Raw genomic sequence first — 16,522 nt, 5'->3', positions numbered from 1 at the left:
TCATGCAGCTTATCCCTGTCGGCGACGCCGAAAAAACCAGAAACCAGTTCCCGCCGGTCACCGTGGGTGACACCGTCATAGGCGAAGACGACATCGCCCGGGAAATGCAGCACCACCCGGCCGAAGAAGTCGCCGAAGCCTGGCACGAATCCGCCAAAAGCCTCGTCATCCGCGAACTGCTCCTGCAACAGGCCACCCGCCTGAATCTGGATGAAATCGCCGATGAGGAAGATCGCATCGCCCGTGTACTCGAGCTGGAACTCAACGTCCCGGACCCGAGCGAACAGGACTGCGAACGCTTCTACGTCGCCAACCCGGCCCGCTTCCGCAGCCCGACCCTGATGGCAGTAAGCCACATCCTCCTCGCCGCCGCCCCGGACGATGTCCAGGAGCGTATGCGCCAGGAAGAGGCCGGCCGCCAGCTGGTGACATCCCTGCTCGAAGGCCGCGCCAGCTTCGCGGATCTGGCCAGACAGTATTCCGCCTGCGAATCCCGCCACCAGGGCGGCAGCCTGGGCCAGATCAGCAAAGGCCAGACTGTGGAAGAATTCGAACGCCCGGTCCTGTCCCTCAAGGAAGGCTTCAATCCGGAACTGATCGAAACCCGCTACGGCTGGCACATCGTCCGGGTTGACCAGCGCATAGACGGCGAGCAGTTGCCCTATGAGCATGTAAAGCCGCAGATCCGGCAGTACCTGAGCGAGAGTGTGACAAGGCGGGCGTTCCGCCAGTATCTGCAGGTGTTGGCTGCAGAAACCGGCGTGGAAGGCGTAGACCTGGAATTGCCAGATTCGCCCCTGATGCAATGAATCGGTTAAATATTGACCTATGTCACTTACTCCGGAATAACCGCCTTTCTACCCCCATCGGGGGAGCGATTTTCAACCAGTATCCTTTTACCATGTAAAGCATGATTTTGGATGCATGAAAATGCAGAGAGGGTACACCAATGGCACTCACACATATGGCCGACATGCGCTACGCCAAACCCGTTCTGGTCGCCGTGAACAAATCGTTTGACGACGAAGACGGCCTGAAAGCCCTGCGCAGTCATCCATTGTTCTCAGAACTCAGCGACAAAGATCTGCAGGACCTGATTCAGCAATCCCGCAGTCTCCGTCTGGGGCATCACCAGTTACTGTATCGCCAGGATATGCCGGCTTATCACTTTTTCTTCGTGATCTCCGGCCGCCTGCGGCTCTACCGTCTGGACTCGTCTGGTATTGACCGCACCCTGGACAGCATTGCGCCGGGTGACTGTTTCGCCGAAGTCATGATCTATGCGGATCCTCCCCGCTATGCATGCTACGCCGAAGCCCTGAAATCCAGCGACGTTCTGATGATTCCGGTCAAGGCTTACCGAGAATTGCTTGATCGTCGCCCGGAGTATGCCCAGGCCGCACTTCGTCACTATGCCATGCGTGCGGTGTCTCGTTTTCACGACCTTGAGATCATGACCGTACAGAATGCACGGGATCGGCTGATTCGGTATCTCGTTGACCTTCTTCCGAATGGAGTTGAGCAGGGGGGAGAGGTGGAATTACCGCTGCCCAAGTGCCTGGTGGCATCACGACTGGCGATGCAACCGGAAACCTTCTCCCGGATTCTCGCGGATCTCAAGTCCAACGGCCTGGTGCGGGTAAACAGGAGCAAGCTGTTTATCTCGGATCCGCAACGACTGATCGAAATCAGCCAGTAATTCACCGTCCTGGTATCCCCAGTCAAGTTGACGGGAGGCTATGTGAAACCGCGAAAACAACGACCGTTGATCTATTCCTGCTCCGGCTGCTCGGATGTGGCGCAACTGGCCAATAACGCTGCGGTTCGGCTGGATCACTCCGGGCAGTTTGAGATGTCCTGTATTTCCGGCGTTGGAGGAAAGGTGCCCGCCCTTGTCAAAACGGCCCGCTCCGGTCGGTCGATCACCGTGATTGATGGCTGCCCCCTCCATTGCGCCAAAGCCTGCCTGGAGAACGTGGGCGTTGAGGCCGATGAGCATGTTCGGCTCTACGAGTTCGGATTCAAAAAACACTACGGACAGAGCTACGGCAACGAGTCGGTGGAGGAGGTCTGCGACGATATCCTCAGCCGCTGGAACGACCAAAAATTGATTGCACGCCAGGCCTGAGCCGAGGCGACCAAGAGCATTAAGGAACACTCCCATGATTGGCAGTTATCAAGATCTTATCCACGAAACCCGTAAACAGACAGAACCCCAGCGACTGCTGTTTGTTTTTTGCCGTGCAGAGTTGCCGGAGGATGCCTCTGCCGAGGAAAAGGCCGCCTTCGAACAGGGTGAGGGTGGTGCGCTGACGCCGGTCATCTGCGTGGACAAGACGCCGGACGAAGCCCCGGATTTTCAGGCTCTGTCCGAAGAATCCCGTGGCACAGGGCAGTCCTGGGATATGGTGTTCGTGGCTGCCATGTCCGGCCGTGGCGGGTTGGCGCCCTCCAGTGATGAGGCCCAGCAACCGTTGACAATGATGGTGGAAAGTATTCGCCTCGGACACATCGGTAACTACTTGCCGCTGAATAATCAGGGCAAGGCAGTCAGTCTGGACTGACACCGTTCTCCCGAATTCCTCGCGATACCTCCAAAGTGTATGCATTCAGAGGTATTTGATTATTGTCATTCTTGGAGCAATCTAAGTGTGTACTCCAACGACTACGGGGGCTCCTGTGAGCACAGCAGTCAAAGGTTTTCTGGTTTTTCTCTTCTGGCTGGCCAATAGCTTCGCGTCAGCCGCCTCCATTGGCGACTATGAGCCAGTTTCGGCTCGGCAGGTCATTCAAAAAGCCATGCCGGCTGTGACAGACGTTGTGCCCCGTGAGGGCAACCGCGCGATTCAGGAGCTCTACGCCGGGGAAGAGTTGAAAGGCTATGCCTATCAGAGCCTTGATTTCCTGCAGACCCCCGCCTACTCAGGCAAGCCGATGAACATCGAGGTGGTGCTGGATACCAACGGCGAGATCGTCAGATCCCACGTTATTGAGCATCACGAACCCATCCTTCTGGTGGGCATTCCCGAACATAAACTGCACGACTTCACGGACCAGTACGTCGGCCTGAAGGCCGATCAGCGTGTCACGGTCGGTGGTACTTCCACTGAAAGCAAAGTGGCCGTCGATGGGCTCTCCGGGGCTACCGTAACCGTTATGGTGGTGAATGAAGTCATCATGAAATCCGCACACAGGGTCGGCGCCGAACTGGGCCTGGTGGAGGACGCCGGGAAGGTCCGTCCGCCTCTTGCCGAGGTGAAGACGGACGGATTCGAGGAAAAGGACTGGCAGGCATTGACCGGAGAGGGAGCCGTTCGACGGCTGAAACTGACCCGCGGTCAGGTGGACGATTCTTTCAAGGGCACCCCCGCCGAAGACGTGGATGTGACGCCTGAGGCGGAGCGCGATGAGTCACTGATCGATCTCTACGCTGCTTACCTGAATGTCCCTTCCATAGGCCGTAACCTGCTGGGTGAGAGCCAGTACCAATGGCTGACGTCGGAGCTGAAAGAAGGTGAACATGCGATCGCTGTGCTGGCGAGCGGTGACTACTCTTTCAAGGGCTCAGGCTACGTCCGTGGTGGCATTTTTGACCGCATCCAGATTCGCCAATTCGGCGACACGTTCAACTTCCGGGACCTGGACTATTACCGGCTGAGTGATGTCTATGCCGACGGCATGCCTGATTTCAACGAAATGGCCATCTTCATCATTCGCCAGCAATACAATTTCGACCCGGGTACACCCTGGACTCTGGAGCTGACCGTGAAACGTCAGACCGGGCCCCTGGACAGCGTGTTTCAGGTGTTCCCCCTGGAGTACCAGCTACCCGGCGACTACTTCACCCGAGCCGAGCCGGTGCTCACCGAAGAGCAATGGTTGGCTGAACAGCCTATGTGGGTTCAGGTGTGGTACCAGCGCCAGTTCCAGGTGATTGTGCTGGGAGCCGGTATTGTTGTCCTGTTGCTGATCCTGTTTTTCCAGGACTGGCTGGTGCAAAAGCCCAAAGCGACGCGCTGGATTCGGCATGCATTTCTCACCTACACCCTGTTCTTTATTGGCTGGTACGCCCTGGGGCAATTGTCGATTGTTAATGTGCTGACTTTCATAAACAGCCTGATCAGTGGCTTTACCTGGAAAACCTTCCTGATTGATCCGGTGATTTTCGTACTCTGGGCTGTGGTTGCAGGCATTGTTCTGTTATGGGGGCGGGCGGTTTATTGCGGCTGGTTGTGCCCGTTTGGTGCCTTGCAGGAACTGATTAACGAAATTGCCCGCAAGCTCAAGGTTCCGCAATACACGGTGCCGTTTGCCGTTCATGAGCGACTGTGGGCAGTGAAGTACATCGTGCTTCTGGTGTTGTTCGGGGTATCGCTGGACTCTCTCGCCACCGCCGAACGAATGGCTGAAATAGAGCCCTTCAAAACCGCCATCACGCTGCACTTCGATCGCAGCTGGCCATTCGTGACCTATGCGGCGCTCTTGCTTGTGGTGAACATTTTTACCCGCAAAGTATTTTGCCGCTATATGTGCCCTCTGGGAGCTGCGCTGGCTTTGCCTACCAAGCTGCGGGTATTCGATTGGCTGAAGCGCCGCAAGGAGTGCGGCAACCCGTGCCGGCTGTGTGACCACGAGTGTGAAGTCCAGGCCATTCATCCCGATGGCACCATCAACTATCAGGAATGCCATTACTGTCTGGATTGCCAGATGACCTATTTCAATGACCACAAGTGTCCGCCGCTGATCGTAAAGCGCCGGGGCAAACGCCGTGGTCACAATGCACCCGGCCACCCGGAGGAGATCCCGGTGGTTCAGGTGACCTGAGCAGTAGCAGAAAAATAACGAACGAAATGAGAAGCAAAACCGCCATTACCAAAAACGGAGTTGGATGCGATGAAAAAAAGAGATGAGCTAATTAAGGACGCTCCCGAAACCACCGAAAGTGGGCTTAGTCGCCGGCGTTTCATGGGGGGTGCCGCACTTGCTGGTGTAGCCGGAGCAACAGGGCTCGGCACCGCCGTCATGTCCCGGGAGGCCTTTGCAAAGGCGGCCGAGCGCGGCCGGAACAAATTCGCGGTGCACCCGGGTGAGCTGGATGAGTATTACGGCTTCTGGAGTGGCGGCCACTCTGGTGAAGTCCGCGTACTCGGCGTGCCGTCAATGCGGGAGCTGATGCGGATCCCGGTTTTCAATGTGGATTCGGCCACGGGCTGGGGCATCACCAATGAAAGCAAGGATGTACTGGGGCACGATAATACCCATCTGAATGGCGACGCCCATCACCCGCACATTTCCATGACCGACGGCCGATACGACGGCAAATACCTGTTCATCAACGATAAGGCCAACACCCGTGTTGCGCGTATTCGTCTGGATATCATGAAGTGTGACAAGATCACCACGATTCCCAATGTCCAGGCAATCCACGGTTTGCGTCTGCAGAAAGTGCCCAAGACCAATTACGTTTTCTGTAATGCCGAGTATGTGATTCCGCACCCGAATGACGGCAGTGATACCAGCCTCGAAAGCAGCTTCACCATGTTCAACGCACTGGATGCGGAGACCATGGAGGTCGCCTTCCAGGTGATTGTTGATGGCAACCTGGACAATACCGACGCGGATTACACGGGCAAGTATGCGTGTTCTACCTGCTACAACTCCGAGAAGGCGCTGGACCTTGCCGGTACCATGCGTAACGATCGTGACTGGGCAGTGGTGTTTAACATCGAGCGTATTGAAGAGGCCGTCAAAAATGGTGATTTCAAAACCCTTGGCGATTCCAAGGTGCCTGTGGTGGATGGCCGCCATGGCTCTGAACTGACCCGTTATATCCCGGTTCCGAAGAACCCGCACGGTCTGAACACGTCGCCGGATGGCAAGTATTTCATCGCCAATGGCAAGCTCTCTCCAACCTGTACTGTGATCGCGATCGACAAGCTGGATGACCTGTTCGCCGGCAATCTTGAAGACGAGCGTGATGTGGTGGTGGCCGAGCCGGAACTGGGTCTCGGGCCGCTGCACACAACCTATGACGGCCGCGGTAATGCCTACACCACATTGTTCATCGACAGCCAGGTGTGCAAGTGGAACATTGCCGATGCCATCAAGCACTACAACGGTGAGAAGGTGAACTACATCCGCCAGAAACTGGATGTTCACTACCAGCCGGGTCACAACCATGCGTCCCTGACTGAGTCCCGCGATGCCGACGGCAAGTGGCTGGTGGTGTTGTCGAAGTTCTCCAAGGACCGCTTCCTGCCGGTCGGGCCGCTGCACCCGGAGAACGATCAGTTGATCGATATTTCCGGCGAGGAAATGAAGCTGGTGCACGATGGCCCGACCTTTGCCGAGCCTCATGACTGTATTCTGGTGCGCCGCGATCAGATCAAGACGAAGAAGATCTACAGTCGCGATGATCCTTCCTTTGCCTCGGCCCGTGACCAGGCGGAGAAGGATGGCATCACTCTGGAGGTCGACAACAAGGTGATCCGCGACGGCAACAAGGTGCGGGTCTACATGACGTCGATTGCGCCGCAGTATGGTATGACCGAGTTCAAGGTCAAACAGGGCGATGAGGTGACGGTGTATGTGTCGAACCAGGACACAATTGAGGATGTCACCCACGGCTTCTGTATGGTGAATCACGGCGTTAGCATGGAGATCAGTCCGCAGCAGACGTCCTCTGTAACCTTTGTGGCGGACCGCCCGGGGGTTCACTGGTACTACTGCAACTGGTTCTGTCATGCCCTGCATATGGAGATGCGTGGTCGTATGCTTGTTGAGAAGGCCTGATAGGCTTTCGGTTGGCCGGGTCCCATGGCTGGGGCTCGGCCAGCTAAATCGGGAGAAGCAATCCAAGAGGAGGCTGCTTTCCAAAACACGCTCCTTCGGCACATCCTTGTGACGCTTGAGCTCCGCCATCCATGGCTCCGCACAGTTTTGGAAAGCAGCCTCCTCTCGAATTGCCAGACCTTGGGTTCGGGACCTGACACCTTTTATCTCTCAGAGAATCACTAATGCACTACTTGTTGCGTTACGGGGTGGCCCTGACCGTCGCCTTGCTATCGCTGAATGCCAATGCCGATATCCAGCAGCAACTGGACGGCCTGAAGCCGGGTAGCCACATTGAGCTTCCTCCTGAACAGCTTTCGCCACTGACTATCAAGGTGCCGGGAGTAACGGTCGCCTGCGCACCGGATACGGTGATTGATGGCGGTGGTTCGGGAAATGCGGTTGAGATACAGGCTCAGGAGGTGACGTTCACCGGGTGCCAGGTACGCAACTGGGGCAGTGACCTCAATGAACTGGATGCCGGGATTTTTGTGGCCCGGGAGGCCCGTGGTGCAGTGGTTGAGGGCAACCGTCTGCAAGGGCCGGCATTTGGCGTCTGGCTGGATGCCACGCCGGATGTCACTGTGCGGAACAATACGATTCGTGGGGACGCCAGCATGCGTCCGAACGACCGGGGTAATGGCGTCCATCTGTTCAATACCACCGGAGCGCTGGTGGAGGGTAACGACATCAGCCAGACCCGGGATGCGATCTATATTGAAACGGCCAATCACAACACGATCCGCAATAACCTGATGGCGGATCTCCGGTATGGCATTCACTACATGTATTCCATGGATAACCTGATTGAGGGCAATGTCACCCGCGGTACCCGTACCGGGTATGCACTCATGCAGAGTAAGCGTCTTAAGGTGATCAACAACCGGTCCGAGAATGACGAGAATTACGGCATTCTGATGAATTTCATTACTCAGTCCGAGTTGCGGGGAAATGTGGTGACCGGGGTGTCGTCAGGGCAGACAGCCGGTGTTGAAATTGACGGTGCCGAGGGCAAGGCGGTATTTATTTACAACTCCCTTTACAACACCTTCGAGGGCAATGTGTTTGCCGAGAGCAATATTGGCATTCACCTGACGGCCGGTTCGGAAGACAACAAGGTGTTCGGTAATGCCTTTCTGAACAACCAGCGCCAGGTCAAGTATGTGGCAACCCGCACCCAGGAATGGTCAAAATCGGGCGAGGGCAATTACTGGAGTGACTATCTGGGCTGGGACCGGAACCAGGACGGTGTTGGTGATGTGCCGTACGAGCCCAATGACAACGTTGACCGGTTACTGTGGAAATACCCTGAAGCCAAGATACTGATGTTCAGCCCGGCGGTGGATACCCTTCGCTGGGTTCAGGATGCCTTTCCGGTGGTCAAGGACGCCGGCGTATCCGATTCCCATCCCCTTATGCGCATTCCCGCTGGTCTGCAACCGGAGAGTTGATGAGCTGTTTCCGTCTTGAAAATGTGAGTTTCCGGTACGACAAAAAGCCGGTACTGAATGGTATTGATCTGCGCCTGGAGCCGGGCGAGATTCTCGGCCTGTTTGGTCACAACGGGGCAGGCAAGACCACGTCCATCAAACTGATCCTCGGGCTGATGCAGCCGACTCAGGGAAAAGTTGCCGTGCTTGGCGGGCACGCGGGGGATCCTGAAGTGACCCAGTACATTGGTTACCTGCCAGAGAACGTGATGTTCTATCCCCAGCTCACGGGGCGTGAGATCCTCAGTCATTTTGCCCGTCTGAAGGGCGCTCCGCTGGCCCAGGTTCCCGAACTGCTTGGGCAGGTTGGGCTTGGCGATGCCATGGACGCCCGCACCAAAACGTATTCCAAAGGCATGCGTCAGCGGTTGGGCCTGGCACAGGCGCTGTTGGGAAAGCCGAAGTTGCTGATGCTTGATGAACCCACCGTGGGCCTGGATCCGGTCGCGACTGCAGACCTCTATCGGCTGCTGCGGAATCTGCGTGATGCGGGCACCGGCATCGTGCTCTGCTCCCATGTGTTACCGGGGGTTGAGCCCTACATTGACCGTGCAGCCATCCTCACCGATGGCGCCCTGAAGGCTGTCGGTGACCTGTCGGCACTGAGGCGGCAGGCCAACATGCCGATAACCCTGTCGCTGGATCCCGCCCACAGCATTGCGGCCCTGGAAAGGGTTATAGACAGGTCAGCCACCAACAGTGGTCTGATGATAAAGACCGATAACGGGCGCCTGCGGGTGGACGTACAACCGAGGGAAAAAATGGCCTTGCTGGAAGCGGTGATGGCATCTGGCGAGGTGGCGGATATCAGCATCCACCAGCCCAGCCTGGAAGATATCTACGTGCACTTCATCGGGTCGGGTGGTCTGGCTCACCGGGGAGGCAATCAGTGAACAGTATCTGGACCATTGCCCGCAAGGAACTGAGTGACAGCCTGCGTAACCGCTGGCTGATGGCAATATCCCTCGTCTTCGCTACGCTGGCCCTGGGTATCGCCTGGTTCGGCGCTGCGGCCTCCGGCCAGGTCGGCTACGCGTCGACGCCGGCCACCATCGCCAGCCTGGCCAGCCTGGGGATATTCCTGATTCCGCTGATCGCCCTGTTGCTGGCCTACGACGCCATCGTTGGCGAAGAGGAGGGCGGAACCCTGTTATTGCTGATGACCTACCCCCTCAGCCGCAGTCAGCTGCTGTTCGGAAAGTTCCTCGGCCACGGCCTGACCCTCGCCCTGGCCACGCTTATTGGCTTCGGGGTTGCCGGCGTGGCCATTGCGGTCCTGGTGGAAGACGTTGCCGTTGCCGGCCTGGCCGTCGCCATGTTCCGGTTTATTGCCTCCACCATCCTGTTGGGCTGGGGCTTCATTGCTCTGGCTTATGTGGTCAGCGTCCGGGTCAGCGAGAAGCCGATCGCCGCCGGCCTCGCCCTGGCGATATGGTTTTTCTTCGTACTGATTTTCGATCTCATGCTGCTCGGCACTCTCGTGGCCAGCGAAGGCCAGTTCAGTTCGGAGTTATTGCCATGGCTGTTGATGCTCAATCCGACCGACATATACCGACTGCTGAACATCGTGGCCTTCAGCGATAGCGGTCAGTTGAGCGGTGTCCTCAGCCTCGGTGCCGACCTGCCAATCGGCATCACCGGACTGTGGCTCGGCCTGGTTCTCTGGTTTGTCATTCCCCTCTCCGGGGCTCTTTTATTGTTCCGCAATCGTCCTATCTGACTGGAGTTTTCCTGATGAATCACATTAACCATTACCTGCGCGGGGCCCTCATGATCCTGGCAGTCATCCTGGTCACCGCCTGCGGCAGCAACGAAGAACAGGTAGAGGCCAAGCCTGAACCGGTCCACATCGAATCTGGCGACGAATGCCATGTCTGTGGCATGGTCATTGAGGGCTTCCCAGGTCCGAAAGGTGAAGTCATCACCGAGAAAGATCAGCACGTTCGCAAGTTCTGCTCCACCCGGGATATGTTCGCCTGGATGCTCCAGCCGGAAAACGTAAACCGGGACCACACTCTCTATGTCCACGATATGGCCCAGACCGAATGGGATAGCCCGGATGACACGGCGTTGATCGATGCCCGGATGGCGTTCTATGTGGTTGGCTCAGAGCGGGATGGCGCCATGGGACCGACCCTGGCTTCCTTCGCCAATGAGTCGGGTGCCGTGGCATTCAAGAAGGAGTATGGCGGGCAGGTGCTCAAGTACGGGGATGTCACCATGGAACACATCAATACCGAGATGCCCATGGGGGATATGCACGACATGGGGGAAGGGGACAGCTCAACCATGGAGTATTGAGCGGCCCCCTTCCTGCAAGTTGTATCAGTGCCCGCCATGTTCACCGGCGATGATGTTATGGATCTCTTCGATAGAGTGAACATAACGAACGTAGTTGGCGACAAATTCGCGTCCTTCAGGCACCGTCTCGGCATTCATGTCCTGCCTGACCTTGTGGAACTGCTTCATGACAAACCGGGTGACGTTTTCCCCCAGTTTCTGCGCCAGGGCCTCTACATCCCCGTTAGCAAGTGCCTTGTCCGCAGCCCTGGCGGCGACAGAAGCGCTGCCGGCCGGCTTTAATCCGGTGTAAGGCGCTCCTTCGGTGGCCCGGTGCAGTCGCACCAGTGTTTCGAAGAAGTACTGGTCAGCCAGTTCACGGGCCTTCGGGTCCAGGCTGCGGACTTCCATGGTGTTCCTGAAGGCGGCAGTGAGATTGTCTTCATCGTCCGGTTCAATCCACTTCAGGACCGGGGTCAGAGACTGTTTGTCTAACGCTTCCCTGGCGTCCTGAATGACAGGACCATCCAGAGAGTCGCAGTGAGCGAAACTGGCGGAGCTCCAGAGCAGCGTTGCGCTGATCAGGGCAAGGGTGGCGATTCGACTGGTTTTTTTGAAGGTATTCATGGTGCACCTCTCGGTAGCGTTCGGGATCGATTGGCGACATGAAAAAAGCTTTGATGTCGCCAGCTGCAGATCCACTTTGTCCGAGAGAAAGGCCGTTGGCGTCCGGATTCAGGAATCCGAACGTTCGGATTTTCCTCCGAACGGCTCCGGTTGTTCAGGCCGTGAGCGTCGGTACTGTGAGGGTGTCTGGCCGGTTGTTTTACGGAAGAGCGTGTTAAAGACCGACTTCGAGTTGAACCCGGATTCGTACAGGATGTCGGTGATGGATGCGGCTTCTTCCGGGTCGGCCAGTCGCCGCCGCGCGTTTTCGATGCGGTAACCGTTCACGTATTCATAGAAGTTAAGGCCCATTTCCTGGTTCAGGAGTCGCGACAGGTCTCGCGGCGCCAGCTCTGCCAGACGGGCAAGCCGGCTCACGGTGAGGTTTGAGTGCAGATAGGGTTGCTGGTCCTCCATGACCTGCCCGATCCGTTTTGCCAGCAGTCCTGCCGGCGGGCTGTCTGGGTTAATGCTGGTGGAATCCTCTCGGGCCAGCATTTTCCGCGGGATACCGCCAAATACCGTCGGTTGCCGGAATGCGAGTACCGACATCGGAAGCAGGACCACAACACTCACGGCTGTGGTGGCAATGGTCAGCCATTCATGACTGCCGGTTACCCGCATCACATGGGCGAGCAGGCAGTAAACGAGACTGATTGACCAGGCGGCGGTGTAGGCCAGAAGCAGGTTCCGAAGCCAGCTCAGCTCCTTGTTGCTGAGGTCTGAGAAGACGTTCCGTAATTCCAGGCCAAAGCGCGAGATCATCTTCAGTGTCGCACCGAGGTACCCGAGCATGATGCCGTGAAGGGTAATGGCCATGACGATAGAGTTCATGACGCCAGGGTAGTGACTATCGGACAGCATCCTGGCCTGGGCCTCCGCTGGCAGGCTGTAGTAGCCGAAAGAGAATGCCAGACCGGTTGCCAGAACTGGCAGCAGGTGTACCAGATGTCGCACCTTTAGCTGGAAATCACGGTACATCACCGATTTGGTGTAGAGGAAAATGGCGCCGGGCTGGAACATGCCCAGGATCGTGCCTGAGAAGGCGATATTGGGATATCTGGATGTCAGGTTGGTCGTGTGTAGAAACACTTCCAGGAGAGTGCCGGTGATACCAGCGAGCATAAGGGCTAACAGCAGTCGGGGCAGCCCTCGGCCCCGGAAGGGCAGGATGCACAGCAGGATCAGGAACAGAAACTGGGCAATAACGCCGAATAGTGTGAGCTGGGGATGCGTCAGAAGCACGGGGCGCGCCAACCGGGGTTAGATCAACCTCCGGTCATGTTCATGAACCGCAGGATCTGTACATCCCCGTTGCTGGAAAAATGATGACGTTCCGGCTTCAGGTCCATGGCATTAATGATGGTCTGCCTGAGTTTGTCGTCCGTGACCGGGTTGCCCCGCAACACACGGCGCAGGTCTACCGAATGCTCGTTGCCCAGACACAGTAGCAGTCGGCCTTCCACGGTTACCCGGACCCGGTTGCAGGTGGAGCAGAAATTATGGGAATGCGGGGAAATAAAACCCACGCGAATCGGGCTGTCCGGCATCCGGTAATAGCGGGCCGGACCACCGGAATCCTCGGTGGCAGGAACCAGGTCATGGTGTTTGCGGATAATGTTCTGGACTTCACCGCTCGTGCAAAGGGCGAGGCCCCGGTCGTGCTCTGAAATCTCACCCAGCGGCATTTCCTCGATGAAACTGATGTCGACCTGTTTTTTGCGGGCGAACTCGATCAGCTCGGGAATTTCCTCGTCGTTTCGACCCTTCATTACCACCGTGTTGAGTTTGATACCACGGAAGCCTGCTTCACGGGCGGCGTCTATCCCATCAAGTACGCGGCTCAATTTGCCGGTGCGGGTAATGGTGCGGAATTTCTCGGCATCGAGGGAGTCGAGGCTGATGTTCAGCCGATGCATCCCGGCTTTGCGCAGTGGCTCTGCCATGGTCGACAACTGACTGCCGTTGGTGGTCATGGCGAAATCACGCAAGCCGTAAGTGCCAATTTCCTTTACCAGTTCAAGGATGTCGTTGCGTACCAGAGGCTCACCGCCGGTGAGGCGAATTTTTTCAGTACCGAGGGCAACAAAGTTGCGGGCGACGCGGGCGATTTCTTCAAGGGTCAGGACCTGCTGGCGCGGGAGGAAGGTCATGTCCTCGGCCATACAGTACACGCAGCGAAAATCACACCGGTCAGTGACGGACAACCGCACGTAATTTACCGTGCGGCCAAATCGGTCGGTCAGCTTGCTCTGAGGCATCGGTCTCTATCCTGTTACTGCGTGCTTTTCGTTCAAGTATAGACGCAGTATCGCAAATAAGGTCAATGAATCCGATACCCCCCCGGGGTTAACCCTGTCAGGGGTTACCCTTTGGTGCGGGGAAGCTCGGGCTCAGGCTCGTTTGGGTTCCCGTACAGGTACTATGGCATCCTCAGCGCTGGTCAGGGAAGGGAAGAATAATGCCTTCACGACCTGCCAGCCGACGGCAAGGGCGCCGACGATAAAGACCACATCGCCGATGGTGCGAATCCAGCGCAGCAGTTGCAGTATGTCACTTTGCATGAAGGCTTCACTGCGCGCATACCAGAGGCCTTCACTGGCGCTGGCGAAGAACTGAATCATGCCGACCGGCAACAGGCTGGTAAACAGCATGAGTACCAGTCCGAGGTTCAGCCCCCAGAATCCTACCTTCATCAGTCGCTCATCGAAGACCACCTGTGGCCGGAGGTATCGCAGGATCAACAGGGTAAAGCCAAGGGCCAGGAAGCCATAGACGCCAAACAGGGCAGCATGGGCGTGGGTCGGCGTAGTGTTCAGCCCCTGAATGTAATAGAGCGCGATCGGTGGATTGATCATGAATCCAAGCACGCCCGCGCCCAGCATATTCCAGAAGGCCACGGCCACGAAGAACACCAGCGGCCAGCGCACGTTCTCCATCCAGGACGCTTTGGATTTGAGATGCCAGTTCTCCCAGGCTTCATACCCCAGTACCACCAGTGGTACGACTTCGAGCGCACTGAAGGTAGCGCCAACTGCCATTACCGGGGTGGTGGTGCCGGCAAAATACAGGTGGTGGAAAGTTCCCGGTACACCGCCGAGCATGAACAGGCTGGCGGAGGCCAGGCTGGCAGAGGTGGCTACAGTTCTGGAAACCAGGCCCATGCTGCAGAAGATGAAGGCCAGGGCGGTGGTGGCGAATACTTCGAAGAAGCCTTCCACCCACAGGTGTACGATCCACCAGCGCCAGTACTCCATGACCGAGAGGTGGGTGCGTTCACCGTAGAAGAAGCCGGCACCGTAGAACAGTCCGATGGCCACCACGGAGGCGGTCAGCAGCGCAAGCAGGTTTTTATCCCCGGGTTGCCTCAGTGCCGGGACGATGCCGCGGAGCATCAGGACCAGCCAGAAGGCGATGCCGGTGAACTTGCCGATCTGCCAGAGACGGCCGAGATCCACGAACTCGTACCCCTGATGGCCGAGCCAGAAGCTCAGGTGTTCGGGCATGATTTGGGCAATGGCCAGGTAATTGCCGGTAAAGGAACCAACCACCACGACCACCAGAGCCCAGAACAACACATCGACCCCCAGTTTCTGGAACTTGGGATCCTTGCCGCCGTTAATGATCGGGGCGAGGAACAGGCCGGCGGCCAGGAACCCGGTCGCAATCCAGAAGAGGGCCGCCTGGATATGCCAGGTGCGCACCAGGGAGTAAGGGAACCATTCGGACAGATTGATGCCGTAGAAGCTCTGACCCTCGACGGTGTAGTGCGCTGTGATACCACCAATCATTACCTGAAAGCCAAACAGGGCGACAACCAGAAACAGGTATTTACCCAGGGCCCTCTGTGATGCCGTCAGGGCGAATCCGGTCAGCGGGTCTTTCACAGGGGCGGTGGGCTCTTCCTCATCGTGTTTGCGCAGGAACGCCCAGGCCCAGACCAGGCCACCCACGCCGGCGATGAGCAGAATCACGCTGACGATAGACCAGATTATGTTCTCGGGAGTGGGTTTGTTGTCGATCAGTGGCTCATGAGGCCAGTTATTGGTGTAGGTAGCGTCACCGCCGGGCCGCTCGGTAGCGGCTGCCCATGCGGTCCAGAAGAAGAACTCGGTCATCCGCTCACGTCGCTCCGCGCGCGGCATCGTGTTCTCCTTCATGGCGTAGTTTTCGCGAGTGGACCGGAGTTCGGGCGCGTCGCTGAACAGTCGTCTGTAGTAGTCTGCGGTTTCGGCAATCGCCCGTGTCCGGCGTTCAGACAGAGTCAGGACGCCCGTGGCCGGATCGTAGGTATTGGTGCGGTACTCGGTTTTCAGGTCGTATTGCAGGGCGTTCTGCTGTTGCCCGTTCAGCTCCTGGTAACGCTGGCCGAATTCCTCCCCGGCCGCAATGTCCAGCCACACCAGCAATTCACGATGCAACCAGTCGGCCGTCCAGTCCGGTGCCTGATAGGAACCGTGTCCCCAGATTGACCCCAGTTGCATGCCGCCAACGGATTGCCAGGCGGTCTGGCCATCAAGAATGGTCTTTTCCGTCATCAGCGATTCACCGGTTTCACTGACAACCTGGTCAGGAATTGGCGGTGCGGAACGATAGACTTCGGTTCCGAAGTAACCCAGCAGGGCAAAGGTAAGTGCAAGGATTATGATCAGGATAAGCCAGAGTCTGCGGTAGTTAGCCATTGGAAGCTCCTCCCATGCGGCCAGCAATGCGGTTGAACAGGATGTTGTTTTCCAGATGGATGTGTTGTTTCAGATCATCCCGGAAGACTTCCAGGCCCAGGTAAAGAGCCTTCCATGTGTTGCATGCACCATGGGGGAGTCTCATGTCGTTGGTGGTGCCGTTGAGCTGGTCCAGGAAAGCACCGTGGTCCTCGTGCTCCTGTCGCATGACCGAGATGGGCGCTACGGCTATGCCGTTGATGCCGCGGGCGATCATGGGAAACAGTATCTGTTCTTCCTTGTTCATGTGACTTTCCAGCTCACCGTGCATGTCGGTGAGTAGCCGTGCCAGTCCCGACGGACACTTCGGGTGGCTGCCGTGCACACGCTCAACGCGTTTTGCCAATCGGATCAGCTCGGGTAGCTGTTCGCGATGGATGTCGTGATAACGATTGAGAATGTGCTCGATCAGCGCCTCCGTCGACAGGACCGAAGGGTCTGCTTGCCCGTCCGGCTGATCCGCCTGCGCAATCTGGCCTAAGGGCAGTGATGTGGTGTTCATGTCGTTCTCCTCTTGTAAAGGTGCAAAAATAA

At 57.3% G+C, this 16,522-nt stretch carries 14 protein-coding genes and 1 pseudogene; 10 read left to right on the top strand and 5 right to left on the bottom strand.

Features of this window, described 5'->3' with window-relative positions; all coding sequences use genetic code 11:
• Window positions 1-2 precede the first annotated feature (2 nt).
• The 10 genes and pseudogenes from KFJ24_RS11660 to KFJ24_RS11615 all read left to right on the top strand — a co-directional run bounded on the left by KFJ24_RS11660 (window position 3) and on the right by KFJ24_RS11615 (window position 10,622).
• The gene (locus KFJ24_RS11660; RefSeq protein ID WP_250831259.1) at window positions 3-809 is read left to right on the top strand and encodes a peptidylprolyl isomerase; all 807 of its coding nucleotides are present in this window, start codon (window positions 3-5) and stop codon (window positions 807-809) included.
• A gap of 111 nt (window positions 810-920) precedes the next feature.
• Window positions 921-1,699 (top strand): annotated as a pseudogene (locus KFJ24_RS11655) (Crp/Fnr family transcriptional regulator).
• 42 nt (window positions 1,700-1,741) lie between these two features.
• A complete protein-coding gene (locus KFJ24_RS11650; RefSeq protein WP_250831257.1) occupies window positions 1,742-2,128 on the top strand; it encodes a putative zinc-binding protein in 387 nt (128 codons plus the stop codon).
• A gap of 34 nt (window positions 2,129-2,162) precedes the next feature.
• The gene (locus KFJ24_RS11645) at window positions 2,163-2,564 is read left to right on the top strand and encodes a ribonucleotide reductase subunit alpha (protein WP_250831256.1); all 402 of its coding nucleotides are present in this window, start codon (window positions 2,163-2,165) and stop codon (window positions 2,562-2,564) included.
• Window positions 2,565-2,703: 139 nt separating this feature from the next.
• Window positions 2,704-4,824 (top strand): transcriptional regulator NosR, encoded by a 2,121-nt coding sequence (gene nosR, locus KFJ24_RS11640; RefSeq protein ID WP_434968039.1) that lies wholly within the window; start codon window positions 2,704-2,706, stop codon window positions 4,822-4,824.
• A 69-nt stretch (window positions 4,825-4,893) separates the two neighbouring features.
• Complete coding sequence (nosZ, locus tag KFJ24_RS11635; RefSeq protein ID WP_250831255.1) at window positions 4,894-6,792, top strand: TAT-dependent nitrous-oxide reductase; 1,899 nt, start codon at window positions 4,894-4,896, stop codon at window positions 6,790-6,792.
• 224 nt (window positions 6,793-7,016) lie between these two features.
• The gene (locus KFJ24_RS11630) at window positions 7,017-8,282 is read left to right on the top strand and encodes a nitrous oxide reductase family maturation protein NosD (protein ID WP_250831254.1); all 1,266 of its coding nucleotides are present in this window, start codon (window positions 7,017-7,019) and stop codon (window positions 8,280-8,282) included.
• Window positions 8,282-9,214: an ABC transporter ATP-binding protein gene (locus KFJ24_RS11625; protein ID WP_250831253.1), complete on the top strand. Its 933-nt coding sequence runs from the start codon at window positions 8,282-8,284 to the stop codon at window positions 9,212-9,214. Before KFJ24_RS11630 ends, KFJ24_RS11625 begins: the two co-directional genes overlap by 1 nt.
• Window positions 9,211-10,041, top strand: a complete 831-nt coding sequence (locus KFJ24_RS11620; protein ID WP_250831252.1) for an ABC transporter permease — start codon at window positions 9,211-9,213, stop codon at window positions 10,039-10,041. Before KFJ24_RS11625 ends, KFJ24_RS11620 begins: the two co-directional genes overlap by 4 nt.
• 14 nt (window positions 10,042-10,055) lie before the next feature.
• A complete protein-coding gene (locus tag KFJ24_RS11615) occupies window positions 10,056-10,622 on the top strand; it encodes a nitrous oxide reductase accessory protein NosL (RefSeq protein ID WP_250831251.1) in 567 nt (188 codons plus the stop codon).
• Between the two features lie 24 nt (window positions 10,623-10,646).
• Here KFJ24_RS11615 and KFJ24_RS11610 read toward each other — a convergent pair whose 3' ends face one another.
• The 5 genes from KFJ24_RS11610 to KFJ24_RS11590 form a co-directional block, all read right to left on the bottom strand.
• Window positions 10,647-11,228: a DUF6448 family protein gene (locus KFJ24_RS11610; protein WP_250831250.1), complete on the bottom strand. Its 582-nt coding sequence runs from the start codon at window positions 11,226-11,228 to the stop codon at window positions 10,647-10,649.
• A 108-nt stretch (window positions 11,229-11,336) separates the two neighbouring features.
• On the bottom strand, window positions 11,337-12,512 hold the full coding sequence (locus KFJ24_RS11605; protein WP_250831249.1) for a helix-turn-helix transcriptional regulator: 1,176 nt from the start codon (window positions 12,510-12,512) through the stop codon (window positions 11,337-11,339).
• A gap of 23 nt (window positions 12,513-12,535) precedes the next feature.
• Window positions 12,536-13,528, bottom strand: coding sequence for a GTP 3',8-cyclase MoaA (gene moaA, locus KFJ24_RS11600; protein WP_250831248.1), 993 nt, complete (start codon window positions 13,526-13,528; stop codon window positions 12,536-12,538).
• 132 nt (window positions 13,529-13,660) lie between these two features.
• Window positions 13,661-15,949, bottom strand: coding sequence for a nitric-oxide reductase large subunit (locus tag KFJ24_RS11595; RefSeq protein ID WP_250831247.1), 2,289 nt, complete (start codon window positions 15,947-15,949; stop codon window positions 13,661-13,663).
• Window positions 15,942-16,490 carry a hemerythrin domain-containing protein gene (locus KFJ24_RS11590; RefSeq protein ID WP_250831246.1) on the bottom strand — a complete coding sequence of 183 codons (549 nt, stop codon included), beginning with the start codon at window positions 16,488-16,490 and terminating at the stop codon, window positions 15,942-15,944. The genes KFJ24_RS11595 and KFJ24_RS11590 overlap by 8 nt, the downstream gene beginning before the upstream one ends.
• Window positions 16,491-16,522: the final 32 nt, after the last annotated feature.

This window comes from Marinobacter sediminum (assembly GCF_023657445.1).
In the GTDB taxonomy this organism is placed as follows: Bacteria; Pseudomonadota; Gammaproteobacteria; order Pseudomonadales; family Oleiphilaceae; genus Marinobacter; species Marinobacter sediminum_A.
This window is presented reverse-complemented; position numbering and strand designations above follow the sequence as displayed.

What these genes read in the sequence shown, in the direction of transcription:
- KFJ24_RS11660 (WP_250831259.1), top strand. Translation starts at nt 3, where the DNA reads ATGCAGCTTATCCCTGTCGGCGACGCCGAAAAAACCAGAAACCAGTTC.
- KFJ24_RS11645 (WP_250831256.1), top strand. Translation starts at nt 2,163, where the DNA reads ATGATTGGCAGTTATCAAGATCTTATCCACGAAACCCGTAAACAGACA.
- nosZ (WP_250831255.1), top strand. Translation starts at nt 4,894, where the DNA reads ATGAAAAAAAGAGATGAGCTAATTAAGGACGCTCCCGAAACCACCGAA.
- KFJ24_RS11630 (WP_250831254.1), top strand. Translation starts at nt 7,017, where the DNA reads ATGCACTACTTGTTGCGTTACGGGGTGGCCCTGACCGTCGCCTTGCTA.
- KFJ24_RS11625 (WP_250831253.1), top strand. Translation starts at nt 8,282, where the DNA reads ATGAGCTGTTTCCGTCTTGAAAATGTGAGTTTCCGGTACGACAAAAAG.
- KFJ24_RS11615 (WP_250831251.1), top strand. Translation starts at nt 10,056, where the DNA reads ATGAATCACATTAACCATTACCTGCGCGGGGCCCTCATGATCCTGGCA.
- KFJ24_RS11610 (WP_250831250.1), bottom strand. Translation starts at nt 11,228, where the DNA reads ATGAATACCTTCAAAAAAACCAGTCGAATCGCCACCCTTGCCCTGATC.
- moaA (WP_250831248.1), bottom strand. Translation starts at nt 13,528, where the DNA reads ATGCCTCAGAGCAAGCTGACCGACCGATTTGGCCGCACGGTAAATTAC.
- KFJ24_RS11595 (WP_250831247.1), bottom strand. Translation starts at nt 15,949, where the DNA reads ATGGCTAACTACCGCAGACTCTGGCTTATCCTGATCATAATCCTTGCA.
- KFJ24_RS11590 (WP_250831246.1), bottom strand. Translation starts at nt 16,490, where the DNA reads ATGAACACCACATCACTGCCCTTAGGCCAGATTGCGCAGGCGGATCAG.